This is a genomic window from Caballeronia sordidicola, assembly GCF_001544455.2.
GTDB lineage: Bacteria > Pseudomonadota > Gammaproteobacteria > Burkholderiales > Burkholderiaceae > Caballeronia > Caballeronia sordidicola.
Genome location: NZ_FCOC02000013.1, coordinates 112,288 through 137,042 on the forward strand (window position 1 = coordinate 112,288; position 24,755 = coordinate 137,042).

At 61.0% G+C, this 24,755-nt stretch carries 22 protein-coding genes and 1 tRNA gene; 9 read left to right on the top strand and 14 right to left on the bottom strand.

Annotated elements, in window-relative coordinates:
- Window positions 1-4: 4 nt before the first annotated feature.
- The 4 genes from AWB64_RS20075 to mfd are packed head-to-tail and all read right to left on the bottom strand — an operon-like array spanning window position 5 to window position 5,452.
- Window positions 5-391 carry a HepT-like ribonuclease domain-containing protein gene (locus AWB64_RS20075; protein WP_060857176.1) on the bottom strand — a complete coding sequence of 129 codons (387 nt, stop codon included), beginning with the start codon at window positions 389-391 and terminating at the stop codon, window positions 5-7.
- Window positions 388-678, bottom strand: a complete 291-nt coding sequence (locus tag AWB64_RS20080) for a nucleotidyltransferase family protein (protein ID WP_060857177.1) — start codon at window positions 676-678, stop codon at window positions 388-390. Before AWB64_RS20080 ends, AWB64_RS20075 begins: the two co-directional genes overlap by 4 nt.
- Window positions 679-682: 4 nt before the next feature.
- Window positions 683-1,909, bottom strand: a complete 1,227-nt coding sequence (gene argE / locus AWB64_RS20085) for an acetylornithine deacetylase (protein WP_060857178.1) — start codon at window positions 1,907-1,909, stop codon at window positions 683-685.
- A gap of 51 nt (window positions 1,910-1,960) precedes the next feature.
- Complete coding sequence (gene mfd / locus AWB64_RS20090; RefSeq protein WP_060857179.1) at window positions 1,961-5,452, bottom strand: transcription-repair coupling factor; 3,492 nt, start codon at window positions 5,450-5,452, stop codon at window positions 1,961-1,963.
- A 110-nt stretch (window positions 5,453-5,562) separates the two neighbouring features.
- Between mfd and ispD the strand changes: the two genes are divergently transcribed.
- Together ispD and ispF are read left to right on the top strand one after the other, a co-directional pair.
- A complete protein-coding gene (gene ispD, locus AWB64_RS20095; RefSeq protein WP_060857180.1) occupies window positions 5,563-6,276 on the top strand; it encodes a 2-C-methyl-D-erythritol 4-phosphate cytidylyltransferase in 714 nt (237 codons plus the stop codon).
- Between the two features lie 51 nt (window positions 6,277-6,327).
- Complete coding sequence (gene ispF / locus AWB64_RS20100; protein ID WP_060857181.1) at window positions 6,328-6,819, top strand: 2-C-methyl-D-erythritol 2,4-cyclodiphosphate synthase; 492 nt, start codon at window positions 6,328-6,330, stop codon at window positions 6,817-6,819.
- A gap of 69 nt (window positions 6,820-6,888) precedes the next feature.
- On the opposite strand, the gene AWB64_RS20105 is transcribed toward ispF, so the two are convergent.
- From AWB64_RS20105 to ompR, 4 genes are all read right to left on the bottom strand, one after another.
- Window positions 6,889-7,413 (bottom strand): carboxymuconolactone decarboxylase family protein, encoded by a 525-nt coding sequence (locus AWB64_RS20105; RefSeq protein ID WP_060857182.1) that lies wholly within the window; start codon window positions 7,411-7,413, stop codon window positions 6,889-6,891.
- A gap of 114 nt (window positions 7,414-7,527) precedes the next feature.
- Window positions 7,528-8,076 (bottom strand): peroxiredoxin, encoded by a 549-nt coding sequence (locus tag AWB64_RS20110; RefSeq protein WP_060857183.1) that lies wholly within the window; start codon window positions 8,074-8,076, stop codon window positions 7,528-7,530.
- A gap of 218 nt (window positions 8,077-8,294) precedes the next feature.
- Window positions 8,295-9,656, bottom strand: a complete 1,362-nt coding sequence (locus AWB64_RS20115; protein ID WP_060857184.1) for a two-component system sensor histidine kinase GluS — start codon at window positions 9,654-9,656, stop codon at window positions 8,295-8,297.
- A gap of 88 nt (window positions 9,657-9,744) precedes the next feature.
- Entirely contained in the window at window positions 9,745-10,470 is a 726-nt protein-coding gene (gene ompR / locus AWB64_RS20120) for a two-component system response regulator GluR (RefSeq protein ID WP_056353156.1), read from the bottom strand.
- 203 nt (window positions 10,471-10,673) lie between these two features.
- Here ompR and AWB64_RS20125 point away from each other — a divergent pair, with 203 nt between their 5' ends.
- Entirely contained in the window at window positions 10,674-11,201 is a 528-nt protein-coding gene (locus AWB64_RS20125; protein ID WP_244164128.1) for a hypothetical protein, read from the top strand.
- Window positions 11,202-11,265: 64 nt separating this feature from the next.
- Window positions 11,266-12,291, top strand: a complete 1,026-nt coding sequence (locus AWB64_RS20130; RefSeq protein ID WP_060857186.1) for a DUF1501 domain-containing protein — start codon at window positions 11,266-11,268, stop codon at window positions 12,289-12,291.
- On the opposite strand, the gene AWB64_RS20135 is transcribed toward AWB64_RS20130, so the two are convergent.
- The 4 genes from AWB64_RS20135 to AWB64_RS20150 form a co-directional block, all read right to left on the bottom strand.
- The gene (locus AWB64_RS20135; protein WP_060857254.1) at window positions 12,288-13,124 is read right to left on the bottom strand and encodes a squalene/phytoene synthase family protein; all 837 of its coding nucleotides are present in this window, start codon (window positions 13,122-13,124) and stop codon (window positions 12,288-12,290) included. The two genes, AWB64_RS20130 and AWB64_RS20135, sit on opposite strands and share 4 nt — an antisense overlap.
- 248 nt (window positions 13,125-13,372) lie before the next feature.
- Window positions 13,373-14,188, bottom strand: coding sequence for a transglutaminase-like domain-containing protein (locus AWB64_RS20140; protein WP_060857187.1), 816 nt, complete (start codon window positions 14,186-14,188; stop codon window positions 13,373-13,375).
- Between the two features lie 37 nt (window positions 14,189-14,225).
- A complete protein-coding gene (locus AWB64_RS20145) occupies window positions 14,226-15,098 on the bottom strand; it encodes a transglutaminase family protein (protein ID WP_060857188.1) in 873 nt (290 codons plus the stop codon).
- Between the two features lie 261 nt (window positions 15,099-15,359).
- A complete protein-coding gene (locus tag AWB64_RS20150; RefSeq protein WP_060857189.1) occupies window positions 15,360-16,139 on the bottom strand; it encodes a sigma-70 family RNA polymerase sigma factor in 780 nt (259 codons plus the stop codon).
- Between the two features lie 185 nt (window positions 16,140-16,324).
- On the opposite strand from AWB64_RS20150, the gene clpP reads away from it, so the two are divergent.
- A complete protein-coding gene (gene clpP / locus AWB64_RS20155) occupies window positions 16,325-16,924 on the top strand; it encodes an ATP-dependent Clp endopeptidase proteolytic subunit ClpP (protein ID WP_060857255.1) in 600 nt (199 codons plus the stop codon).
- An 87-nt stretch (window positions 16,925-17,011) separates the two neighbouring features.
- Here clpP and AWB64_RS20160 read toward each other — a convergent pair.
- Window positions 17,012-17,098: transfer RNA gene (locus AWB64_RS20160), tRNA-Leu, on the bottom strand.
- Window positions 17,099-17,322: 224 nt separating this feature from the next.
- Here AWB64_RS20160 and AWB64_RS20165 point away from each other — a divergent pair.
- The 3 genes from AWB64_RS20165 (at window position 17,323) to AWB64_RS20175 (ending at window position 21,700) form a co-directional block, all read left to right on the top strand.
- Window positions 17,323-17,718: a DUF2946 domain-containing protein gene (locus tag AWB64_RS20165; protein WP_060857190.1), complete on the top strand. Its 396-nt coding sequence runs from the start codon at window positions 17,323-17,325 to the stop codon at window positions 17,716-17,718.
- Window positions 17,719-17,934: 216 nt separating this feature from the next.
- The gene (locus AWB64_RS20170) at window positions 17,935-20,241 is read left to right on the top strand and encodes a TonB-dependent receptor (RefSeq protein WP_374728639.1); all 2,307 of its coding nucleotides are present in this window, start codon (window positions 17,935-17,937) and stop codon (window positions 20,239-20,241) included.
- 46 nt (window positions 20,242-20,287) lie between these two features.
- On the top strand, window positions 20,288-21,700 hold the full coding sequence (locus tag AWB64_RS20175) for a PepSY-associated TM helix domain-containing protein (protein ID WP_060857192.1): 1,413 nt from the start codon (window positions 20,288-20,290) through the stop codon (window positions 21,698-21,700).
- A 14-nt stretch (window positions 21,701-21,714) separates the two neighbouring features.
- Here the strand turns inward: AWB64_RS20175 and AWB64_RS20180 are convergent, their stop codons facing one another.
- Window positions 21,715-22,872, bottom strand: coding sequence for a glycerate kinase (locus AWB64_RS20180; RefSeq protein ID WP_060857193.1), 1,158 nt, complete (start codon window positions 22,870-22,872; stop codon window positions 21,715-21,717).
- 452 nt (window positions 22,873-23,324) lie between these two features.
- Here AWB64_RS20180 and tig point away from each other — a divergent pair, with 452 nt between their 5' ends.
- On the top strand, window positions 23,325-24,677 hold the full coding sequence (tig, locus tag AWB64_RS20185) for a trigger factor (protein ID WP_060857194.1): 1,353 nt from the start codon (window positions 23,325-23,327) through the stop codon (window positions 24,675-24,677).
- Window positions 24,678-24,755: the final 78 nt, after the last annotated feature.

Sequence of the window (24,755 nt, forward strand, 5' to 3'; positions counted from 1 at the left end):
CTAGTCAGGCGAATTTGAAGAGTGACCAGGGCCTATGCCTTCGTTGTCGTACTGCGCGCGTGTTTTTGTTCAATTGGTCCAGCAACGCGGTCTGAACGGTATCCCATACCAGATCGAGGTCGATTTCGAAGTAGCCGTGCGCAATACGATTACGCATTCCTCGCATGCTACGCCAGGGAATCCCGGCGTGTTGCTGCGCGAATTCGGGATGCCGATCCATGACTTTCGTCGATGCTTCGCCCATGATGACCAAACTCATGACGACTGCGCTTTGTGTGCGTTTATCCGCTAAAAATTGAGCCTTGTCCATTCCGCTAACAAAGCTGTATGCATCACAAGCGGCTTGCTGAATGTGATCGAGATAATCTGAAAGACGGATGTTATCGCTCATACCGGCGCTGCTTCCGCTAACACCTGCGCTCGAAACCTGATTGGCAGGTCGCCTGGCGTGAGCAGATCAACGGCCACGCCAAGCATCTCCTCAAGTTCTATTTGCAAGCCGCCCAAGTCGAACAGCGTAGCGCCCGGCAACGCGTCGACCAGCAAATCCAGGTCACTGCCATCCAGGTCGGTGCCGTGCAAAACCGAGCCGAACACACGCGGATTGGCGGCGCGAAAGCGGCCAACAGCTTCCCGCACGATGTCGCGTTTTAGATCGAGGGCGGCAGAGGGTTTCATGGAATCAACGCGCCTGCGCCTCAACCGACATGCTGTGAATGAACTTGCCCAAAAACGCCTCGCAAGCCACAAGCTGTTCCAGCGACACATATTCGTTAGCCTTGTGCGCCTGCTCAATGTTCCCCGGCCCGCACACAATGCTCGGCACGCCAGCCAACTGGAACAAGCCGGCTTCCGTGCCATAGGCGACCTTGCGCTTGTCCTGATTCGCCGTCAGCGCGCGCACGAGTTGCGTGATGGCGGCTTGCTCGGACGCATCCAGCCCCGGCGCCGAAGCGATCTTCGAAAACTCGATTGCCGAATTCGCGTGTTCCTTCTGCATCTTCGGCAGCAATTCCTCGCGGGCGTATTGTTCGATACGCCGATAAATCGGCTCCGGATCCAGCGTCGGCAAGTTGCGGAATTCGAACGCGAAGTTGCATTCCGCAGGCACCGTGTTGATTGCGTTGCCACCATTGATCGTGCTCGTCTGCGCGGTCGTGAAGGGCACGTCGTATTGTTCGTCGAACGGACCTTGCGCGCGGAATTCGTCGGCGACGTCGCGGATAAAACAGATCAGGCGCGCCGCGTATTCGATCGCGTTCAAACCCTTCGGCGTCAATGACGAATGCGCCGCAAAGCCGCGCACGCAGCAGTTATAGGCGTTGATGCCCTTGTGAGCGATGATCGGCCGCATGCTCGTTGGCTCGCCCACAATGCAGCCATCAGGATTCAAGCCACGCTTTTGCAGGTCGGCGATCATGAGCGGCGCGCCGGCGCAGCCGATTTCTTCGTCGAAGGAGAGGGCGAAGTGAATGGGGCGCGCGAGTTTCGTGGCCTGCATCTTCGGCAGCAACGTCAGGGCCGCGCCAATAAACCCCTTCATGTCGCACGTGCCGCGGCCATACAGCAGACCGTCGCGCACTTCGGGCTTGAACGGATCGCTATCCCATTTCTGGCCGTCGACCGGCACTACGTCCGTGTGCCCCGACAGCACGATGCCGCCATTCGTCGCGCCGTCGTGCGCGGGAACGGTCGCGAACAGATTGGCCCATTTGCCGGTCGGATCGGTGGTGAGCGTGCCTTCAATTCCCGCCGCGCGCAGTTCGTCGCGCACCGTTTCGATCAAGCCCATGTTCGGGTTGCGGCTGACGGTATCGAAGGAGACGAGCTTCTTGATCCACGCCAGCGACGCCGGTTCGGAGGAAGGTGTTTGGGCGGCGGAAGCCGTCGGTTCAGCGATCTGCGACATGACACTCTCCTTGATTTTCACTTTCGATGATACCGAAAAAGCCTTGAAAAACTAACGCGATGGCGCAATGGCGGCCGCCGGCTTCGCTTGCCGTACCGGCGCGCCCAGCGCGCGCAACGTTTCCTTCACCGTGGAAATGCGAACGGCGAGATCCGGGCTGCGCACTTCGATGCGCAGCTTGTCCTGCCCCGCGAGCTTGATGTGCTTGTGCTTTTGCACCATCTCGATGATCTTCATTGCATCGATAGGCGGGTTCGGAATGAACTGCAGCGCAATCACGTGCTCGGCCGCGTCGATCTTCAGGATGCCGAGCGGCTTGGCCGCGAGCCGCAGCTTGTGCGTCTCGATCAGCGCATTCGCCTGTGGCGGCAACTTGCCGAATCTGTCTACGAGCTCTTCCAGGATCGAATCGATGGCATCGCTCGACTCGCAGTTCGCCATACGCTTGTACAGCGACAGACGTTCCTGCACGTCGCCGCAATAGTCGGCCGGGAGGATCGCGGGCGCGTGCAGGTTGATCTCGGTCGTGGCGGCGAGCGGCGCGTTCAAATCCGGCTCGCGGCCTTCTTTCAGCGCCCGCACGGCGTCGTTGAGCATGTCGGTGTAAAGCTGGAAACCGATCTCGTGGATCTCGCCGGATTGTTTGTCGCCGAGCACTTCGCCCGTGCCGCGAATTTCCAGGTCGTGCATGGCGAGATAGAAGCCCGAACCGAGTTCCTCCATTTGCTGGATCGCTTCAAGCCGGCGCTGCGCCTGTTTCGTGAGCGCGGCGGGGTCGTGCACCAGCAGGTACGCGTAGGCCTGATGGTGCGAGCGCCCGACGCGGCCACGCAACTGATGCAACTGCGCGAGGCCGAATTTATCGGCGCGATGAATCAGGATGGTGTTTGCGCTCGGCACGTCGATACCGGTTTCAATAATCGTCGTGCACAGCAGCACGTTCGCGCGCTGGCCGACGAAATCGCGCATCACGCGTTCGAGTTCGCGCTCGTGCATTTGCCCGTGGGCGACCGCAATCCGCGCCTCGGGCACGAGGGCTTCGAGCATCGAACGGCGGTTCTCGATGGTCTCGACCTCGTTGTGCAGGAAATAAACCTGGCCGCCGCGTTTGAGTTCGCGCAGCATCGCTTCGCGGATCACGCCGTCTTCCTCGCGGCGCACGAAGGTCTTGATCGCGAGGCGCTTTTGCGGCGCGGTCGCGATGATCGAAAAATCGCGCAAGCCTTCCAGCGCCATGCCAAGCGTGCGCGGAATGGGCGTGGCGGTGAGCGTGAGTACATCGACTTCAGCGCGCAGCGCTTTCAACGCTTCCTTCTGGCGTACGCCGAAGCGGTGTTCCTCGTCGATGATCACGAGCCCCAGCCGTTTGAACACCACATCGTTGGAAAGCAGCTTGTGCGTGCCAATGACGATATCGACAGTGCCGTCGTTGATTGCCTGGATCGATCCGGCCACTTCTTTCGTGCTCTTGAAGCGTGACAACTCGGCAATCTTCACGGGCCAGTCGGCAAAGCGGTCGGTAAAGGTGTTGGTGTGCTGTTCGGCGAGCAGGGTGGTTGGCGAGAGAATCGCCACCTGTTTGCCGCCGAGCACCGCAATAAACGCCGCCCGCAGCGCCACTTCCGTCTTGCCGAAACCCACGTCGCCGCAAACGAGCCGGTCCATTGGCTTGCCGCTCGTCATGTCGCCAATAACAGCCGCGATCGCCGCGGCCTGGTCGGGCGTTTCCTCGAAGCCGAAGCTTTCCGCGAATTTCGCGTAGTCGCGGGCTTCGAGGGGGAATGCGTGTCCCTGACGCAGTGCGCGGCGTGCGTAGAGGTTGAGCAGCTCGGCGGCGGTATCGCGGATCTGCTGGGCGGCCTTGCGTTTGGCCTTGTCCCACTGGCCGGAGCCAAGCGCATGCAACGGCGCCGTGTCCGGGTCCGCGCCGCTGTAGCGCGAGATCACGTGAAGCTGCGCGACCGGCACGTACAGCTTGGTTTCGTTCTGGTACTGGAGATGGAGGAATTCGGTTTCGCCTTCGCCGAGATCCATCGATACCAGTCCCATGTAGCGCCCGATCCCGTGCTGCGTGTGCACGACCGGGTCGCCGATCTTCAGTTCGGAGAGGTCGCGCACCATCGAATCGACGTTGCTCGCCTGTTCCTGGCGGCGGCGTCCGGCGCGGCGCGTGAGTTGTCCGTAAAGCTCGGTCTCCGTGACGATCGAGATGCCTTCTTCGGGCAACGCGAAGCCGTTCGCAAGCGGCGCCACGCCCAGCGAGAACTTCGCTTCGCCCGCGAGCCATTGCTGGAAGGTGTCGTCTAGCGCGGCACGCAGGCCGTTGTCGGCAAGCAGTTGCTGGATGGTTTCCCGCCGGCCGGCCGATTCGGTTGCGAGCAGCACGCGATTCGGCGTCTGCTCGAGATAATGACGCAGCGCGAGCAGCGGGTCCTCGGCATGGCGATCGACGGCAAGATCCGGCAACGGCACCGCCCAGCCGCCTTCCGGTGTGGGCGGAAACTTGAGTTGCGCGAAGGGCTTGGCGAAGGAAAAGAAGTCGTCGTCGGAAAGAAAGAGGCGTTGTGGTTCGAGCAGCGGCCGCTCGCGGTCATGAGACAGGAAGTTATAGCGCTGCTTCGTGTCGTTCGTGAAACGCTTGATGGCCGCGTCCATGTCGCCCACAAACGCCAGTTGCGCGTCTTGCGGCAAATAATGGAAAAGCGTGGCGGTTTCGTCGAAGAACAAAGGCAGGTAATACTCGATCCCCGCCGCCGGCACGCCATTGCCAATGTCCTTGTAGATCGAAGAACGGCTCGGGTCGCCTTCGAACACCTCGCGCCAGCGGCTGCGAAAGGCGGTGCGGGCGGGTTCATCGAAGGGAAATTCGCGGCCCGGGAGCAGGCGCACTTCGCGCACGGGATACAAGCTGCGCTGCGTGTCGGGATCGAAGGCGCGAATGGAATCGACCTGATCGTCGAACAAATCGATCCGATACGGCAGCGCGGAGCCCATCGGATACAGATCCAGCAACGACCCCCGCACGCAATATTCGCCGGGACGCACGACCTGGCTCACGTGCTCGTAACCCGCGAGCGTCAACTGGCTCTTGAGCTTCGCCTCGTTGAGCCGCTCGCCCTGCGTGAACGAAAACGTGTACGCGGCCAGGAAGGACGCGGGCGGCATCCGGTACAACGCCGTGGTCGCAGGCACGAGCAGGATGTCGCAGCGGCCTTCGCCCAGATCGTGCAACGTGGCTAAGCGGGCGGAAACCAGGTCCTGATGGGGCGAGAACGTGTCGTAAGGCAGCGTTTCCCAGTCGGGCAGGAGCCTCACGCGGGCGTCGGGCGCGAAGAACGGAATTTCGACGGCGAGACGCTGCGAATCCACGGCGCTTGCGCACATCACGACCAATAAAGGGACTTTTTCGCGGAACGCGAGGTGATAACGCGCGAGCGCGAGGGCGTCGGAGGAACCGGTGGCGCCATCGAAGACAAAGCGTTGACCGGCCTTGACGAGTGCGATAGGAGACGTTGAGTGCAAACTGACGGCTTTTGAAGGCATAAAGTGTGCGGGGAACCGTTCGCGTGCGAAAGTGCATGCGGGACCGGCATGGTCGCGATAGACCTATTATAAAATCCGGGCTTCACTTTTGACTTGGGCGTTTTCAACTCGTGACTTCCCGCCTGTTCGCCCTCATCCCGTGCGCCGGCAACGGCAGCCGGTCCGGCGCGCCAATACCGAAGCAATATCAGACCGTCGGCCGCCATCCTATGTTGCGATATTCGCTCGCCGCGTTTGACGCCTGCTCGGAGTTTGCGCAGACGCTCGTGGTGCTCGCGCCGGGCGATCATCACTTCGATGACCGCCGTTTTGCCGGCCTGCGCTTTGCCGTGCAGCGCTGCGGGGGCGCGACGCGGCAGGCGTCGGTATTCAACGGTCTCGCCGCACTGGCCGGTTTTGGCGCCCGCGACGACGATTGGGTTCTCGTGCACGACGCCGCACGGCCAGGGCTCACGCCCGAGATGATCCGCAGGCTGGTGGGCGAGTTGAAGAACGATCCCGTCGGCGGGATTCTGGCGCTGCCGGTGGCGGACACCTTAAAGCGCATCGAGGCCGAAGGCGCGCTGCACGACGAAGGGCGCATCGCCCGTACCGAATCGCGCAACGGATTGTGGCAGGCGCAGACGCCGCAGATGTTCCGGCTCGGCATGTTGCGCGACGCGATCACGCGCGCGCAGCAGGACGGCCACGATCTCACCGACGAAGCCAGCGCCATTGAATGGCTCGGGCATGCGCCGCGTTTGATTCAAGGAAGCTTGCGCAATTTCAAGGTCACGTATCCCGAGGATTTCGCGCTCGCGGCGGCCATGCTTGGCGCAGCCTGAGTTTCGTTTGGCTTTTCGCTGTATTGCTCGCTTACCTATCTAGGATTATCGATGGATTTCAGAATCGGACAAGGCTACGACGTTCACCAACTGGTCGAAGGGCGGCCGCTGATCATCGGCGGGGTGACGATTCCCTATGAGCGCGGATTGCTCGGACACTCGGACGCCGACGTGCTGCTGCACGCGATCACGGACGCGTTATTCGGCGCGGCGGCCATGGGCGATATCGGCCGCCATTTTCCGGATACCAATGCCGAATTTTCGGGCGCCGATAGCCGGGTTTTATTGCGGGAAGCTTTTGCGCGGGTATCGGAGGCGGGGTTCGCGATCATGAACGTCGATTCCACGGTGATTGCGCAGGCGCCGAAGCTTGCGCCGTTTATCGAAGCGATTCGCGCGAATATTGCGGAGGATCTGGAACTGCCGCTGAGTCGCGTGAACGTCAAGGCGAAGACCAACGAAAAACTGGGCTATCTGGGACGCAAGGAAGGGATCGAAGCGCAGGCGGCGGTGCTGTTGATGCGCACGGGGATTGACGCGTAGGCGGAAACCAACCTCTGCTGAACCGGCAAACGATGAAAACCATCCGCCGGTTCGAGCAGGACATATCCGTTACTTGCCTTCGGCCGTAATCGCCAACTGGGCGGCGACAATCACGGCGGCGATTCGCCCGACATCGCGAAGTTGGGTCGTGCTCATTCCTTCGCCAACAAGATTTTCATAATGCGATTTCACGCAGAAATGGCATTTCCCGACAATCGATGCCGCCAGCGCGAACATTTCGAAGCGCCGTTTATCCACGCCGCCATGCGTGGCATACGCGTTCATCCGCAGGTTGGCGGGTTGCGTCTTGAGATCGGCGTTATCGGCCATTTCCAGATACGGGTACCAGACGTTGTTCATGCCCATCAACGCGGCCGCGGTCAGCGCGCCATTCGTTTCCTCGGCCGTTAAAACGCCTGAATCGCGGATCAACGCGACAATCTTCGTAGCCTTTGCGGCATACGCGGCCGCGAGCGCGACGCCCACGGCGTCGTTGCCTTCCAGCGATGACCGCGCAATCGTCCCGTCCACGTTGAGCCGGATGTCCTTGGCGTAATCGGGAATCAGTTCTTTAATCGATGCGAGGAATTCCATAAATTTCTCCTATTCTTTAACCGATAAAAAAGCCCGCCGGCTCGAGCGCAACGCGCAAGCAGACGGGCTCGGGCGCCAAGCCACGAGGGCTTCTCGCCGGAATACGATTCCAATTTATAGCGTCGTGCCGCCGACAGCGCGATTGCACGGGCAGAGTTCGTCCGTTTGCAGGCCATCCAGAATACGCAGCACTTCTTCCGGATTGCGGCCGACGTTCAGGTTGTTCACGGACACGTGCTGGATCACGTTGTCCGGATCGATGATGAACGTTGCGCGCAACGCTACGCCGGCTTCCTTGTCGCGCACGCCGAGCTGGTCGATCAACTCGCCTTTCACGTCTCCGAACGAATAGTGGTTCAGCTTGTTCAGGTCCTTGTGCTCGCGGCGCCATGCAAGCTTCACGAACTCGTTGTCCACGCTGCCGCCAAGCAGCACCGCGTCGCGGTCGGCAAAGTCGCTGTTCAGCTTGCCGAACTCGACGATCTCCGTGGGGCAAACGAACGTGAAGTCCTTCGGGTAGAAATACAGGATCTTCCATTTGCCAGGAAATGACTGTTCGGTGATCTCCTCGAACGCCGACACGCCATTTTCTTCGTGATTGTTGAAACCCGGTTTAGCGGCAGTAACGGTAAACGCTTCGACTTTATCGCCCACGGTCTTCATATGAATACTCCTGTGTTCGTTGGAAGAAAAACCAAGATTACCCGATCGCTGTAACGCTCGCATGACGCCGCATCAAGCGCGGACGCCGTGCAAAGTGCGCAGAACGAGGTTCACTATAACTCTATTAAGCGATCGTATCAATAGTTTTTAGCTAACACTTTAGATAGCTTTTGACGAACGGATTGATAGATTTTTTAAACGCTGCAATGCGCCATTTCTCAGGATCGCAGGGTGCGCTTTTCCATCGCCGGGAAGTCGATAGTGACTTCGAAGCCCGGTTGCGGCGCACGATTGCGAAGCCGCAACGTGCCGCGCTGTCGTGTCACCAGCCGCTGCACGATCGCCATGCCCAAGCCGGTGCCGTTGGCTTGCGTGCGGGCTGTATCGACGCGATAGAACGGCCGTGTGATCAGCGCCACCTGATCTTCGGGAATGCCGCGCCCTTCGTCCATCACGGATAATTCCACGCGCCCGTGACTGACCCGAGTGTGCAGCGTGATCCGCGCGACGTCGTCGGCGGCGCTGCGGCCATATTTGCGCGCGTTCTCCAGCAGGTTGCCGATCACGCGCCGCACATCGGTGGGATCTCCCTCGATGATCGCGCCTTGCGCAAGATCGGTTTTCATCACCACGCCTTCCTCGGTCAGGAAGCGCGCGGCCATCTCACCGCCGATCATGGAAAGATCCACGGCTTCCGCCATGCGCTGCATCGGGCGGGCGTAGTCAAGAAAACGCCCGATGATCATGTCCATCTGTTCGATGTCATCGACCATCGCGAGTTTCGTGGCTTCGTCCGACGGACTCATCTCGGTTTCCAGCCGCAGGCGCGCAAGCGGCGTGCGCAAGTCGTGCGAGATGCCGGCGAGCATCAGCGCGCGGTCGGCGTCGAGTTGCTCCAGGTCCTGCACCATCTGGTTAAAGCTTCGATTGGTTTCAGCGGCAACGCCCATGCCGCGCTCCGGGAGCGGCTCGGGCGACTGACCCGATCCAACCTTGCGCGCGGCGAGCGCGAGCCGCGCAAACGGCCGATTGACGAGACTGGTGATGAACGCCGCACCGAAGAGGGACAGCGCGAGCGCGAAGATACCCCAGCCGGCCCATTGCAGGCCAGTGACGGTATCGAGCTGATCGCGATCGAGCGCAACCCAGTAGTCGTCGTCGTCGATCTTGAAGCTGATCCACACGCCCGGGATGTCGTTCACCGACTGCGCGATGACGGTGTCGTTGCCAAGCCGGCCGCGCACGTCGCGCTCGATCAGCCGGTTCAGCGACTCATCGGGTTGCAGGCGGTATTTGTCCGTGGTCTCACGCGGATACACGCGCACCCCTTCGTTGCTTTCCAGATCCTGCAGCAGGGCGCGGCGCAGATCGGGATCGGAATAAAGGAGGGCGGTGCGCGTAAGTTTCACGACGGCGACGAGCTGCAGCGCCACGCGCTGGGCGCGCGGCTCGCGCTCGATCACACGGAAGCTCTGGAACCAGGCGGCAATGCTCACCGCGATCAACAGCGCGATAAGGGCGAACGTCCGCCAGAACAGGCCGCCGAACGCGAGCGTCAGTAGCCGCCTGTCAATCCGCATGGCTCGTTGATGCTCGTGCTTGTGGCGCGCGTAAAGCGCGTGTGCGAGGGCTCAATCAGAACTCAATCGTACTAATCGTACTCAACGCTCAAGCCGCGCCGTCAGGAATGAAGACGTACCCAAGCCCCCACACCGTCTGGATAAAGCGCGGGCTGCTCGGGTCCGGCTCGATCAGCTTGCGCAGCCGGGAAATCTGGACATCGAGACTGCGGTCGAACACTTCATATTCACGTCCGCGCGCCAGTTCCATCAGTTTTTCACGCGACAGCGGCGCACGCGGATGACGCGCAAAGACTTTCAACACGGAGAACTCACCCGTGGTCAGCGGGATTTCCTGTCCATTCTTGGTGAGCGTGCGCGTGGCGAGATTCAACGCAAATTCGCCGAACTCAAAGACTTCCGCGGTCTCGGACGGTGCGCCGGGCAATTCCGATGGCGACTGCCGGCGCAGCACGGCATGAATCCGGGCCACGAGTTCACGCGGATTGAACGGCTTGGGAAGGTAATCGTCGGCGCCCATTTCCAGGCCCACGATACGATCCACGTCTTCACCCTTCGCGGTCAACATGATGATTGGCGTGCGGTCGTTGCTGCCGCGCAAACGCCGGCAGATCGACAGGCCGTCTTCCCCCGGCAACATGAGGTCGAGCACGAGCAGGTCGAAACGTTCGCGAACCCAGAGCTTGTTCATCGACGGCGCATTTTCGGCAACATAGACATTAAAGCCCTGTTCACCGAGATAACGCCGTAAAAGATCGCGCAAACGGGGATCGTCGTCGACTACGAGTATTTTTGAGGGATTTTTGGTTTCCATGACGGCATCTTAGCGCGATTAGAAAGAGGTGCGAGTTTGCGTGAATTATAAGGTAACAGATAGTTACAAAATTTACGGCGACTGTGGCACGACGTAAAGGTTCTATGCGTACACTCCTTTACCTAAGCCCGTCATTCGGTAGATACTCCATTAGTACAACGATTGCGCGTCAGCATCATGGCGGCATTGACCGTCCACCTTGCATGCCACGCAAGCACGCCAAAGAGCCTGAGACTGTCCGGTTGTCGAGCAACGAAGGGAACAACATGAAGGGAGCGCGGCGGCGCAAACCTGTGCGCACCAAGCGCATCATCCGACTAACGCTGATCGCCAGCGCGTTTTACGCCGTGTTTGCCGTGCGCTGTGTTTTCGCGCAACCATCCCAATCCTCCAGTCGCAATGCGTCGGCATTTGACCGGCCCGATTCGTCGTGGGCTTCTTCTTCATCAGGTTATTTGAATCGGGAAGGCGGTGAGAATTCGGCTTCCGACGATTCAAATACGCGTCCTCAAAAAAGCCGCAGTTTCGACGGACGCGTTATGCGCGCCCAGCATCGAATGGGAAAGCAGCCGGGAAATACTCACGCCCAGCAAATGCCTGTCATGCAGCCTCCGCCGCCAGATCCGCAACCGCCCGAACGTCCGCCGAGGCACGGGGTAATGACCGCCGACGAACGCAGGCTGCTGCGCCAGCATATCGAGGAAGCGGTCCGGGACTTGTACAAGCGGTGAGTGCAATCTGGTTCGTGCCTGCGAGTTGTGAGATGCGTGAGATGCGTGAGATGCGGATCGGCCAATGAACCGACGCGATTTTCTATGCACATCCATGGCGGCCAGCACGTGTGTGCTGATACCGCCAGCGCTCGTCATGGCTCGCGAGGTTCTGCCGCGTCGCCATGAAAAGCTCCTTATCCTGATCGAGTTGAACGGCGGCAACGACGGCCTGAATACGGTCATTCCCTTCGCTGATCCCGCTTACTTGAGCTTGCGTCCGACGATCGGCATTCATCGCGAGCATGTGCTGCAGTTGGACGAGCGCACGGGGATTCATCCCTCGATGCAGTCCCTGATGCCTATCTGGCGCGACGGGCAACTCGCGATTGTGCAAGGCATGGGTTATCCACGCCAGAACCTCTCGCATTTTCGATCGATGGAAATTTGGGACACGGCGTCACGTTCTGATCAGTATCTTCGCGATGGCTGGCTCACGCGCGCATTCGATACCCAAGCGGCGCGGGCAAGCTTCGCCATGACGACCAGCAGGTTCGAATCCTTGCAGGCTGCATCGCCGGCGTTAGAGACAACTTTCCCCGATGGTCCATTTGGCGCGTCGATCGAAACAGCAATGAGCGCGCTCGCTAGAAGGGACGCGTTGTCCGGCCAGGGAATACCGGTTATCCGCCTCACTCTCAGCGGCTTTGATACCCATCAGAACCAGCCGGTACAGCACGCGGCTTTGCTCAAGCAGCTATCGGAGGGATTGGCCGCCATTCGGTCGTCGTTGACCGAACTCGGCCAATGGAACAATACGCTCGTGATGACGTACTCCGAGTTCGGCCGCGGGCCCCGCGAAAACGAAAGCAATGGTACGGATCACGGCACGGCCGCGCCGCATTTCGTCATGGGCGGCGGTGTGAACGGTGGATTGCACGGCGAAGCGCCCGCGCTCGCGCGGCTCGACGGTAACGGCAATCTTCCAGTGAGCGTGGACTTCCGCCAGATGTATGCGACCGTCCTTGGACCCTGGTGGGGCATGGACTGCGCCGCAATCCTCGGCGGCAGGTTCCAGACGCTGCCGTTATTACGCGCCCGGGCGGCCTAGCGGACCAGCCAGGTGATCCACAGCTTGCGGATCGGCGTAAGCGCGATGCGCTGGTGCAGGACCTGAAAATTCTCGCGTTCGATCTCATCGAGTAAAGCCAGCGATAACGCCGCGTGCGAGCGCAACACGCGCTGCGTCGGGCGTTCGTCGGCGGGAATCGCTGCCAGCGCCTGGTTGAGCGCGTCACGGGCGCGGCCCGTCTGAAAGCGCATGAGTTCGATAAACGCGTCGCTGTATTTGCGGTTGATCAGATCGGCGGCCGTGACGCCATGGCGCTGCAGTTCATCTATAGGCAAATAGATGCGGCCATGACGCGCGTCGTCGCCGATATTCTCCACGCGCTCGGCAAGCATCAGTGCCGATCCAAGCGCCATCGCCCAGTTTGGGGCGTCTTCGGGGCGGCGTGCGGTGGCGCGCGCGACGATCGCGGCAAACGCGCCGCCCGCGTTATCCAGATAACGCCGAAGACCGGCCCAGTCCATATACCGCGCTTGCTCCAGATCGAGTTCGAAGCCATCGACCATGTTGTCGATGTATCCGCGGCCTTCATTGTCCAGAACGGGCGTCGCGGCCTGATGGGCGGCAATGGCTTTCGTGACCGGATGCATCGGCTCACCACCAAAGAGGCTCGCCAGTTCCTTCTGCCACCATGCGTGTTTTGTCCGGCCGATGGTCGGATCGCTTGTTTCCCTGGCCGTTTCCTCGAGTTCGCGGCGCAAGGCGTGGAGTGCGGTCAGAAGCGCCTGCTTCGAAGCTGGCGCGCGGCGCAGTGCGTAGTAAGTGCTGGAGCCATCGGGTGCGGCTTTTTGCTGGCAATAGTCGTCGAAGTTCACGGCAATGGAGTGAAGACGGCGCGAAGCCGAAAAGTCCCGCCCAGAAAAAAAGCCATTGAAACTCAATGGCTCTGGCCGTTCTGGCGTGAGGACGAGTAGGGGAGGACGGTTAGTCTGTTGTGCCTGCGCGTGTTCTGGTCCCGCGCGAGTTTCCGGGCGAATTATCACCCGGATGGGAATGTGCTGCAAGGCGCAAGTACCTGCGCAGAAACAGCGGCGTCTCAGCGCGAGCTACTTGGCATTCCGAATCAAACACGTGCTTCCTCCGGCTCGCAAATGACATCGAATTTAAGCAGGGCCGTAGGCCCGAAAGTATTGCTGATCGCTACATCCGCCGCATCGCGGCCACGCGCCATCAACACGCGTCCGATCCGCGGCGCGTTGTTGCGTGGATCGAAAGTCTGCCAGCTTGCGCCGATATATGCCTCGAACCACGCCGCGAAATCCATCGCGGCGTAAGGCGGAGGAAGGCCGACGTCGCTGATATAACCCGTGCAGTATCGCGCCGGAATGTTCATGGCCCGGCACAGCGTCACGGCCAGGTGCGCAAAGTCGCGGCAGACGCCCTGACGCTCCTGATAGGCTTCAAAGGCGGTTTTCGTGGGCCGTGCGTGCGCGTAGTTGAAGACAATGTGGTTGTGCACGAAATCGCAGATCGCCTGCACGCGCGCCCGTCCCGGCGGCGTATTGCCGAACTGCTTCCACGCGAAGTCGGAGAGCAGATCGGTCTCGCAATAACGGCTGCCCAGCATGAACACGAGGCACTCGTTTGGCAGATCTTCCACCGGGTGCTGTTCGCCGTTCGGCCCGGGCTGCTCGAATTCGCCCGATACCTCCAGCAGCGCGGACGTCGACAGCGATATGCGTCCCGCCGGCGCGACGAGCCGGCTGCACAGGTTGCCGAATCCATCGCGATACTGCGAGATCGGCACCGGCGGATCGACTGTCAGCACGTCGGCCAGCAACACCTGCGGCGCAAACGTGAAATGCGTGTTCAACATGAGCAGCATGGGTGTCGGTTGCGGACACTCATAGACCAGTTCGTAGCCAACGCGGAGTTTCATGGGAGGTGCCTTTTGCTATGAACTATGAAAGAAGACGTCACTGGTTCTCGGTCACGCTGACCTCGACATCGAGGCTTCGAAACGATCCTGGCTCGCCATTCCAGGTTCCCCACAGTGGCAGGGCCTGATGGTGATCCCAGGCGACCGCGACGCGGATCAGATGACGATTGCCAACAATGCTGTTGGTAGGATCGAAATCCACCCAGCCCGCGCCCGGCAGATAGATCTGCAGCCACGCGTGCGTCGCGCCGCCGCCGCGCGTGGCGTCGCGTTCCGGCACGAAGATGTAGCCGCTGACAAAGCGCGCCGCAAGCCCGAGCGATCGCACCGCGTCCATCATCAGCACCGCAAAATCGCGGCAACTGCCGCTGCGCAAACGCAACGTGTCGGCGGGGCGATTCACGCCTTTTTCCGTGCGCCGCACGTACTTGAAATCGTCGTTGATCTCCTGCGTCATTGCCCGCAGGAGCGCCATCGTGCCGATACTTTCACCCGGCGCGACAAACCGCCGTGCCCACGCGTCGACGTCGCTGTCCGGTTCCGGGCGATTGCGCGCATTAACCAGATCCGATGCTTCCTCGTTCGTGTACGCGAAGGGAAACGTGAGCGCATAGCGCTCCAGCGCGTAGTCCGGTTGCGGCGACTCGAAATGCTCCAGCGTGACCTCGCTTTCGAAAGTCAGTTCGGTCGCCTGCGTGTCGAATGTGGCGACGGCCACCGAGTTATCGAAGACGTCGTGCAGCCAGCGCAGCCGCGCCGGCTCGGGCGTGATCTTCAACTGCGTGGTAACCAGCCGCAGATCGTGGCTGGACCTTGGCCTGAACATCATTCGATGCTCGCCGAAATCGACCGGCTCCGAGTATCGATAAATACTCGTATGCCGGACCGTAAAGCGTTGCGGCTCTTTCACCTGATGACTCGTCCCAAATGCAGGCCGGGGAGCCGGTCGGCGCCGTGCGAGCACACTGCCGCTTTCGGAACCTGTTTGCTGAAATCCATGTGAACCCTTTTATTGCGGCGGCCGGACGATCCAGCCGCCTGAATTCAGGATACACGAGACAGTTCCGGCGAAAGAATTCGTTTGCGACCCGGTGCGTGGAGTTTTTGTCCGCAATGCGACGCGCGTAGCGCAAGCCGCGCCGTGAACCGGCGCATAGCGGGCAAATTTGCCTTATGCGAGGACGGGAGCGGTAATGAGCGGCGTGTGGGCGTTGGCGTGCAGATCGATACGTCCGATCCTCAGTCGCGCGATCAGGTCGCGCGTCAGCATTGCCGCGTGCGCACTCGCCGATGTTGCTGGCGCGGCGGCGAGCGTCAATGCAACGAGCGCATGCACGTCCTGACGCGCGATGGCATCGAGTAGCGGTTCGATGGCGGGTTCGACGGCGGGTTCGACGGTGTCACGCACATCAGACGTGTTATCCGGACGATCGCGCCGGTCGTCGCGCACGCGGTCTTTTGCCCGATGCACGATCTGCCGGCAATGCGCCGCGCTCCGGTTCAGGATGCTGGCGATGCTCGCATAGTCCTCGTCGAACGCTTCGCGCAGCAAAAACGCGGCGCGTTCTTCCGCCGAAAGACGCTCGAACACGCGGCGCATTCCGTACGATAAATCGGACGTACGCTCGGCCAAAGCCTGCGCGGACGGCACGTTATCCCCGAGCAGGAAATCGATTTCGTCCACGAGCCGCGAGTCCCGCGCCTTACGCCGCAACCGGTCGATAGCCATGCGTTTTGCGACCGTCGTGAGCCACGCCGCCGGCGTATCGAGCGTATCCGCAGCGCTCGCCCGCTGATGCAGATGCCATTTCACGAACGTGTCCTGGACGACGTCCTCGGCGTCCGCGCGCACGCCAAGAATCCGGTACGCGAGCGAGAAAAGCCGCGGGCGCGCGGCCTCGAAAATGGCGAGCTGCGCCCGATCGCGATGTGATTCGATATCCACGTTCATGCCTTTTCTCCTTGTTGCATTTATGACGTATGACGGTCTTTGACGTCCGTTACGCGGCAAACGTGACAGCCGGCGGAAAAAATATATCGCGGGCGACGGTATTGCGCTGGTGTCACGCACATACCGTCGCGCGCGTCATACCGGATGGAATTCCCAAAACCGGAAACACCCAGGAACCGATAGACATGAACCCGTTGAACCTTGGTCTCGTACCGACCGTCATCGAGCAATCCGGACGCGGCGAGCGCGCCTACGACGTTTATTCGCGGCTGCTGCGCGAACGCATCATTTTCATGGTCGGGCCGGTGACCGACCAGACGGCGAGTCTTGTCGTCGCGCAGTTGCTGTTTCTCGAAGCAGAGAACCCGGAAAAGGACATTTCGCTGTATATCAACTCGCCGGGCGGCTCGGTCTACGACGGCATGGCGATTTTCGACACCATGCAGTTCATTCGCCCGGACGTATCCACGCTGTGCACAGGTTTTGCCGCCAGCATGGGCACGTTTCTGCTGAATGCAGGCGCAAAAGGCAAGCGCTATGCACTGCCGAACGCGCGCATCATGATTCACCAGCCATCGGGCGGCTCGCAGGGCACGGCGGCGGATATTGCCATTCAAGCCGAGGAGGTGCTGCACCTGCGCCGCCGGCTGAATGGAATCATGGCCGAGCGCACGGGGAAAACCGAGGAGGAGGTCGCACGCGACACCGACCGCGATAATTTCATGTCGGCGCATCAGGCACAGGAATACGGTTTGGTCGATGAAGTGCTGCTGCAGCGCACTTGAAGCGGGTTCGGCGCGCAGGTCCGGCGCGCATTCGGCGCATTAACGACGAAGCCCCGCGGCTTTTGCCGCGGGGCTTCGTTTTCAATCTGGTGCGTGAGGTCGGACTCGAACCGACACGACATTGCTGCCGTCAGGACCTAAACCTGGTGCGTCTACCAATTTCGCCACTCACGCGTGTCTTTTCCGGTGACTCGACTCATGAACGTCGTCATGAAAGCCACTGAGCCCGGCATTCTAACCGAATCGATCGCCAATGTCTGCACGGCGGCGCTTTCGATGCGAACAGCCCGAAGCCCGACGCGGTTCCACGCGTAACAATCTACATTGCATACAAACAACGACCTGCCTACAATCGCAACTCATTCCTGTTTGTCTGCGTATCGGCAACTTTCACGCCCATGAACCGCACTTCGCGCAATCGCTTTGTTGCATGGCTCGGCATTGCCGCCATGTGGCTTGCCATTGTCGCGCCGGTGATCAGCCAGACGCTGGTCTCGCACGAAGCGCGGTTCAACCTGATCGCGGCGCTGTGCTCGGTCGATACGCCGCGACACACTCAAAGCGCGTCGCCGGTGCCGGACGAACACGCCGGCCATCACATGGCAGGCGATACCTTCGACGCCTGTTCGTACTGTGGACTGCTCGCGCACAACGTACCGCTTGCCTCGGCGCCACCGGCCGCGCTCGCGCGGGTCGAACGCGTCACGCGCCTTGCCGCCGAGCCGATCGTGCGCGCGGTACATGTCAAGTCGTTCAACGCCGCGTCACCGCGCGCGCCTCCCATCGTTTCCTGAAGTCCGTCGTCAGAGCCAGTCTGCCGTGATCTCGCGCGCCGTTTGAGCGTTCATTCGAACGCGTTCGTCCGGCTGGACCGGCTCTCGTCCACTCATTCAGGATTTTCTTCGATGCTCAAGCTCCTCAAGCGAGCACGGCAGCCATCCGGCCGCCGTGCCGCCGTGCGTTCGCGCGCGTTCAGTTTTCATTCCCATGCCTGCGTGCCGCTTTCGCTGATGGCGCCTGCGTTCGCGCTAGCCGCGCCTGTCACCACGGCCACGGCCCCGGGCAACTCCGAAACGCCGCCCGATCGCCGCGATGCCGACGCCAGCGCGGTTCAGCTCGCTCCCGTCATTGTCACCAGCACGTCGAGCCCGTCCGCCCGTTCCCCGCTCGATCCCGATCTGCCGTCCACGACCGCGACCGTTACCACCGATCAGTCGCAATACTGGAACGTGGTGACGGCCGAAGACGTGTTGAAATACGTGCCGAACCTGGCTGTACGCAAGCGTTTCATAGGCGATGTGAATTCGCCCATCGCCGTGCGCGGCACGAGTAATTCGCAAACGGCGCGCGGTCTCGTCTACGCCGACGGACTTCTGCTCAGCAATTTCCTCGGCAACACGTTCACGTTCGCGCCGCGCTGGTCGATGGTCTTCGCGGACAACATAGAACGTACCGATGTGATCTATGGTCCGTATTCGGCGCTCTATCCCGGCAATTCGATTGGCGCAACCGTCGCGATCACTACGCGCATGCCGCAGAAATTCGAGGCGGACGCGCACGTCCAGGCGTTCAGTCAGCATTTCGATCTGTTCGGCGTGAACCGCAGCTTTAACGGGACCAACTCGTCGGCGACCATTGGCGACAAGAACGGCAATCTGTCCTGGCTGATTGGCGTCGATCATCTGGAAAACACCGGTCAGCCGTTGCAGTTCGCGACACTGGCTGCATCGAATGTTCCGGCGAAGGCCACCGACCGTCCTGTGACCGGCGCCATTTTCTACAACGACCAGAACAATGCGCGAACCGCGGTTCTGGGCGTAACGGCGGAAGGCATAGAGCGGACCTTCCAAGATCAGTTCAAGCTGAAGCTGGCGTACGATTTCACGCCGACCTTGCAAGCCGGTTTCACGCTTGGCTACTGGCATCAGAAATACAACAGCGACACACAATCGTTTCTTCGCGACGCCGCGGGCAACGCCGTTTATAGCGGCCTTGTGAATATCGGCGGCTACGAATACAACGTCCCGGCCGCCACGTTTGCGCCGAGCCAGGGTTCGAGCGAAAACTTCCTCTACGGGCTGTCGCTCAAGACGCGCAATGCGACGGGCTGGAACGCCGAGGCGGTCGCGTCGTATTTCGACATCACGCAAAGCATTGCACGCACGGCGAACTCGGGCGTTCCAGGCAATGGACCGGGCACGATCGCTTTTGGCAACGGCGCCGGCTGGAAAACATTCGACCTGCGCACAACGTGGACGCCTGCATCGGCAACACCGGGACTTGCTGCGCACTGGCTCTCGTTCGGTTACCACTACGACGACTATTTCCTCGACAACGAAACCTACAACACAGCCGCGTGGCGCGATGGCGGCGGAGCCTCGTTCGCCAATGCATTCGGCGGGCGCACGCAAACTCAAGCCGTCTATGCGCAGGATGCGTGGCGCTTTTTGCCGCGCTGGAAGTTCACATATGGCGCGCGCTACGAGAACTGGAACGCTTATGACGGCTCGCGTGCAATCGGCGCGACGTCGCTTGCCTACAGCGATGTGAGCCAGAGCCACTGGTCGCCCAAGGCGTCGCTTTCCGTCGATGCCACGCAAGACCTCTTGCTGCGTGCATCGATAGGACGCGCTTATAGATTCCCCACCGTCGGCGAGTTGTTTCAAGGGCAGATCACGGGGTTATCGATTGTCAATAACAACCCTAACCTGAAGCCCGAGGACGATCTCTCCAAGGAACTGACCGCCGAGTGGCAGCATGGAGACGGGGTGTACAGGTTCACGATGTTTCAGGACGACGTGAAAAACACCTTGTTCAGCCAGACCAACACCACGGTGATACCGAACATCACCAATTTCCAGAACATCGACAAGGTGCGCTCGCGCGGCATTGAGACAAGCTACGAAGGGCAGGACGTGCTGGTTCATGGCCTCGATATCACCGCGGGTCTTGCGTACACGCAGTCGAAGATCGTGGCGAACAGCGGTAATCCGGCGTCGGTAGGCAAGTACTTTTACCGGATCCCGTTGTGGCGCGCGAACCTGGCCGCAACCTGGCGCGCGACCAGCCAGAGCGCCGTCACCGTCGCCGCGCGTTATTCGGGCCGCGAGTACAACACGCTCACCAACACGGACACGAACCCCAACACCTACGGCGGCACGAGCACGTACACCGTGGTGGACGCCAAGTTCACTTTCAAGCCAACCAAGCGCACCGAGCTTGGAATCGGCGTGGATAACCTCTTCGATCATCGCTATTACGTGTTCCATCCGTACGCGGGACGCACGGTTTATGTCGAAGGACGTATCGGTATCTAGGACGCGTGCGCGCGCTTGCTGCCTGATTAATAAGAGGACACCTCACATGCAATCCGCTTCTCTATCCGATGCCCGCGCGCTCGCGCGGCATCGTCTTCTCTGGCGCTGGCATTTTTATGCCGGCTTGTTCGTCATGCCGCTGCTGCTGGTGCTCGCGATCACCGGCACGCTGTACTGCTTTCAACCGCAGATCGAGCCGTTGCTGTATCGCGATCGAATGATCGTGGATGCTCGCGGCGAGCCGCGTCTGAATCAGGAGATATTGCTCGCCAAGGCAAGCGCCGCCGAGCCACGCGACGCAACGCCCGTGACCGCCGTGATCAACAACGATCCGCGCCGTAGCGCAGAATTCATCTTCAAGTTGAAATCGGGTGCAAATGAAAGCGTTTATATCGATCCGTACAGTGGTGCGATGCTTGGACGGCTGAGCGTGGAGAACCGGTTGATGAAGCAGATTCGCAATATTCATCGCGGCTTGCTGCTGGGCAAGACCGGTGAAATCGTGATGGAACTGGCCGGTTGCTGGACGCTCGTGATGATCGCAACGGGCGTGGCGTTATGGTGGCCGAAAGCGCGGCAGAAGGGCGGACGTTTCGTACCGCGTTTGGCGTCTGTAAAGGGCCGCGCGTGGTGGCGGGAATTGCATGCGGTCGGCGGCGCATGGCTGGCTGTAGGCGCATTGTTTTTCGTGCTGAGCGGCTTGCCGTGGTCAAGCACGTGGGGCAAGCAATTCAAGGCGTTCGCGACATCGGCGCAACTTGGGTATCCGAAGGGCGCCTGGGGCAAGGCGCATGTTCATTCCATCACGCCTGAGCCCGCGATGAACATGGCTGATCCCTCGATGGCCGGCATGAAGATGGACGACCTGCCGTTGCCGCAAACACCCTGGGCGGTGGGCGCCACGCATGTTCCGCATAGCGCTGACGCTACGGGCGCGGCCACGGTTTCGCTCGCCCAAGTGGTGAGGATTGCAGCACAAGCGGGCGTCAACGACGGCTACGAGATCGCTTTGCCGGCCACGCCGCAAGGCGTGTACACGGTCTCCTATTTTCCCGCCGATCCACAAGACGAACGCACGCTTCACATCGACCGGTACAGCGGCCAGATCCTCTCGGACATCGCGTATCGCGATTATGGCCGGGTGGCGCAGTGGATTTCGTACGGGACGTCGCTGCACATGGGACGTTATTTCGGCTTGGCGAATCAGTTGCTCGCTTCGGCAATTTCGCTTGGTCTCGCCGCCATGACCGTGAGCGGTTTTGTGATGTGGCGCAAGCGCCGCCCGGGTGTGACTGTGGGCGCTCCATCGCGGCCGTCTGTGAACCCGCCCATGCGCGCGTGGGCGATCGGCCTGACGGCGCTTGGCATCGTCTTCCCGATGATGGGCCTGACAATGCTTGCCGTGTGGTTATCGGATCGCGTGCTGTTCAATCCTGGACGAATCGCCAGCACGCGATAAAGCCGTTGCGCCGATCAGCTTCCGTTCGATCCGAACTTCAAGCGTGTCAATTGCTCGGCTTCGTTTGCTAGCAGCGTGGCGGCGTCACGAATGGCGGCCTCCAGCGTGATCGGCCCGGGCGCGGGCGAGAAGCAGCCGCTAAAATGTTCCGACAAACGCGGCAGCGCCGCCGGATCGATCGCGCCCGACAGCAACGATGCAGCCACGCCATGTGCCTTCGCATGCTGGCACGCAATAAACGGCGCCTTGCCGTGCAGCGTCTGCACATCCGAGCGTCCTTCGCCGGTGATCAGCCAATGGGCGCCGTCCAGCGCTGCATCGAGCCCCACTTCCCGCGCGACCACTTCGGCGCCCGCCTCGAAGCGCGCGCCCAGCATATGCAGCGCAAAACCGAGACCGCCGGCCGCGCCCGCGCCGGGTTTATCGCGCGCTTCGACATTGAGCGCGGGTTCCAGCAGATCGGCGAAGTGCGCGAGCGCGGCATCGATGGTCGCAATCTGCTCGGGCGTCACGCCTTTTTGCGGCCCGAAAATCGCGGTTGCGCCATGTTCGCCGGTAAGCGGATTGTTCACGTCGGACATGCCGGTGAATTCCGCCTCGTGCACGCGCGGATCCAGCCCCGTTGCATCGATGCGCGCAATCCTCGCTAGTTGCGACGGCACGGGATCGAGCGCGTTGCCGTCGGCATCGAAAAGCTTGAGGCCGAGACCCGCCAGCAAGCCCGCGCCGCCATCGTTCGTGCTGCTGCCGCCTAGCGCCACATAGAATTTGCGCACGCCGAGATCCAGCAGCGTGCTGATCGCCTCGCCCATCCCGAGCGTGCTGCGCTCGGTGACCGGCACCGCCATGCCGTCCGGGTCCGTGATGCCCACGACTTCCGCCGTTTCCAGGATGGCGCTGCCATCGTCGAGCAGACTGGTCGCGGCGTCGCGCCGTTTGGGCGACGCACCGCGGACATTGATCAGACGGCGCTCGCCGCCGGCCGCCAGCATAGCGTCGAGCGTGCCTTCGCCGCCGTCGGCCATGGGCACGATGCGGATGACGGCATCGGCCCGGGCACGCCGGATACCGCTGGCAATGGCTTGGGCGACCTGTTCCGCGTCGAGCGATCCCTTGAACGAGTCGGGCGCGATCACAACAATCGGGGGAATGGAAGAATGGGAGAGGGGCATGGCGTCTCGTGTTATGGAATTTGCTTGAAATCTATCGGCCCGGCCCGAATTAATCAAACCTTATGCATCTCGCGCATGCTTTCGATGCGCGCCGGAAATGAGGGGACACGCATGGAAGCTCAGGGCGGCCGCAACCCGCCATGTCCGCACGGAGTCGGAAAACCCGCTCGAAAATCGCTAAAACGCGCCTGATTTGCCGGTATTTGCACGGCTCTGCCCTCAACCGGCGTGGCGCTTGCAAATAGTTTGGTAAAATGTTTGGCTCTGTTGACTCAAAACCGGCGCGGAGGGTGTCCTGTCCGGCTTGCTGAATGCCTCGGCGAGCCGCTGGCTGTTCAAGGAACTGCGCAGGAACCGCGAGACGCCGTGCGCCTCACGCGGCGCGAGATCGAACAAGAATTGACCCGATACACGAACCCGAATACTCGATTTACTCTAGGACGATAGAAGCCATGGCTAACGTTGTTGAAAACCTCGGCAAGCTCGAACGCCGTGTGACGATTTCCCTGCCGAAAGATACGGTGCAAAAGGAAGTGGATTCGCGTATCCGTCAGCTGGCGAAGAACGTGCGCATGCCGGGCTTCCGCCCGGGCAAGGTGCCGCTCAAGATGGTCACGCAGCAGTACCAGGGCCAGGTCGAAGCCGAAGTGCTGAGCGACAAGGTCGGCAAGGAATTCTTCGACGTCACGCGCACGGAAAACCTGCGCGTGGCAGGCCAGCCGAGTTTCGCGCCGAAGGTGGCCGAGGGCGAAGTCGCCGAAGACTACGCCTTCGACGCGACCTTCGAGGTGTATCCGGAAGTGAAGATCGGCGACGTTGCAACGGCCGAGATCGAACGCACGGTGACGAACATCTCGGAAGCCGAGATCGACCGTACGCTGGAAATCCTGCGCAAGCAGCGCGTGCATTTTCACGCGCGCGGCGAAGGCGGCGAGCATGGCGACGGCGGCGCGGATACGGCGGCCAAGGACGGCGACCGCGTGACCATGGACTTCGTGGGCAAGCTTGACGGCGCGCTGTTCGAAGGCGGCAGCGCCGAAGACTTCACGTTCGTGCTGGGCGAAGGCCGCATGCTGCCGGAATTCGAAACCGCGGCGCTCGGCCTGAAGGTCGGCGAGTCGAAGGAATTCGACCTCAAGTTCCCGGACGATTATCACGGCAAGGACGTGGCCGGCAAGACGGCCCAGTTCACGATCACCATGAAGAAGATCGAATGGCCGCATCTGCCGGAAATCGACGCCGACTTCGCCAAGTCGCTGGGTGTGGAAGACGGTGACATCGCCAAGATGCGCGGCGAGATCAAGGACAACCTGGAGCGCGAAGCCAAGCGCCGCACGCAGCAAATCGTGAAGAACCAGGTCATGGACGCGCTCCTGAAGATTTCGGATCTCGACGTGCCGAAGGCGCTGGTCGAGCAGGATCAGGAACGTCTGGTGGAAATGGCGCGCCAGGATCTGCAACAACGCGGCGTGCCCAACGCGGCCGACGCGCCGATCCCCGCTGAAATGTTCGCGGAACAAGCTGAACGCCGAGTCAAGCTGGGCCTGGTTCTGGCCGAACTGGTCAAGGCTCACGACCTGCAGGCAAAGCCGGAACAGATCCGCGCTGAAGTCGATGAATTCGCGAAAAGCTACGAGGACCCGAAGGAAGTCGTCCGCTGGTATTATTCGAACCAGCAGCGCCTTGCCGAGATGGAAGCGTACGTCGTGGAAAGCAACGTCGTCGAATTTGTGCTCGGCCGGGCACGAGTGAGCGACAAGGAAGTAAGCTTCGAAGAATTGGCCAGCGCGACGGCGCAAGCGTAAGCAGCGTCGGGAAGGCGTGCAGGGCCGTCGGGGTGACGGGCCGGCACGCCTTTTTTGCGTTCATGCAGGATTGACGTT

Excerpts from the sequence above, each read along its gene's own strand:
- AWB64_RS20075 (WP_060857176.1), bottom strand. The coding sequence starts at position 391 with ATGAGCGATAACATCCGTCTTTCAGATTATCTCGATCACATTCAGCAA.
- AWB64_RS20080 (WP_060857177.1), bottom strand. The coding sequence starts at position 678 with ATGAAACCCTCTGCCGCCCTCGATCTAAAACGCGACATCGTGCGGGAA.
- argE (WP_060857178.1), bottom strand. The coding sequence starts at position 1,909 with ATGTCGCAGATCGCTGAACCGACGGCTTCCGCCGCCCAAACACCTTCC.
- mfd (WP_060857179.1), bottom strand. The coding sequence starts at position 5,452 with ATGCCTTCAAAAGCCGTCAGTTTGCACTCAACGTCTCCTATCGCACTC.
- ispF (WP_060857181.1), top strand. The coding sequence starts at position 6,328 with ATGGATTTCAGAATCGGACAAGGCTACGACGTTCACCAACTGGTCGAA.
- AWB64_RS20105 (WP_060857182.1), bottom strand. The coding sequence starts at position 7,413 with ATGGAATTCCTCGCATCGATTAAAGAACTGATTCCCGATTACGCCAAG.
- AWB64_RS20110 (WP_060857183.1), bottom strand. The coding sequence starts at position 8,076 with ATGAAGACCGTGGGCGATAAAGTCGAAGCGTTTACCGTTACTGCCGCT.
- AWB64_RS20115 (WP_060857184.1), bottom strand. The coding sequence starts at position 9,656 with ATGCGGATTGACAGGCGGCTACTGACGCTCGCGTTCGGCGGCCTGTTC.
- ompR (WP_056353156.1), bottom strand. The coding sequence starts at position 10,470 with ATGGAAACCAAAAATCCCTCAAAAATACTCGTAGTCGACGACGATCCC.
- AWB64_RS20125 (WP_244164128.1), top strand. The coding sequence starts at position 10,674 with ATGCCACGCAAGCACGCCAAAGAGCCTGAGACTGTCCGGTTGTCGAGC.
- AWB64_RS20130 (WP_060857186.1), top strand. The coding sequence starts at position 11,266 with ATGAACCGACGCGATTTTCTATGCACATCCATGGCGGCCAGCACGTGT.
- AWB64_RS20140 (WP_060857187.1), bottom strand. The coding sequence starts at position 14,188 with ATGAAACTCCGCGTTGGCTACGAACTGGTCTATGAGTGTCCGCAACCG.
- AWB64_RS20150 (WP_060857189.1), bottom strand. The coding sequence starts at position 16,139 with ATGAACGTGGATATCGAATCACATCGCGATCGGGCGCAGCTCGCCATT.
- clpP (WP_060857255.1), top strand. The coding sequence starts at position 16,325 with ATGAACCCGTTGAACCTTGGTCTCGTACCGACCGTCATCGAGCAATCC.
- AWB64_RS20165 (WP_060857190.1), top strand. The coding sequence starts at position 17,323 with ATGAACCGCACTTCGCGCAATCGCTTTGTTGCATGGCTCGGCATTGCC.
- AWB64_RS20170 (WP_374728639.1), top strand. The coding sequence starts at position 17,935 with ATGGCGCCTGCGTTCGCGCTAGCCGCGCCTGTCACCACGGCCACGGCC.
- AWB64_RS20175 (WP_060857192.1), top strand. The coding sequence starts at position 20,288 with ATGCAATCCGCTTCTCTATCCGATGCCCGCGCGCTCGCGCGGCATCGT.
- AWB64_RS20180 (WP_060857193.1), bottom strand. The coding sequence starts at position 22,872 with ATGCCCCTCTCCCATTCTTCCATTCCCCCGATTGTTGTGATCGCGCCC.
- tig (WP_060857194.1), top strand. The coding sequence starts at position 23,325 with ATGGCTAACGTTGTTGAAAACCTCGGCAAGCTCGAACGCCGTGTGACG.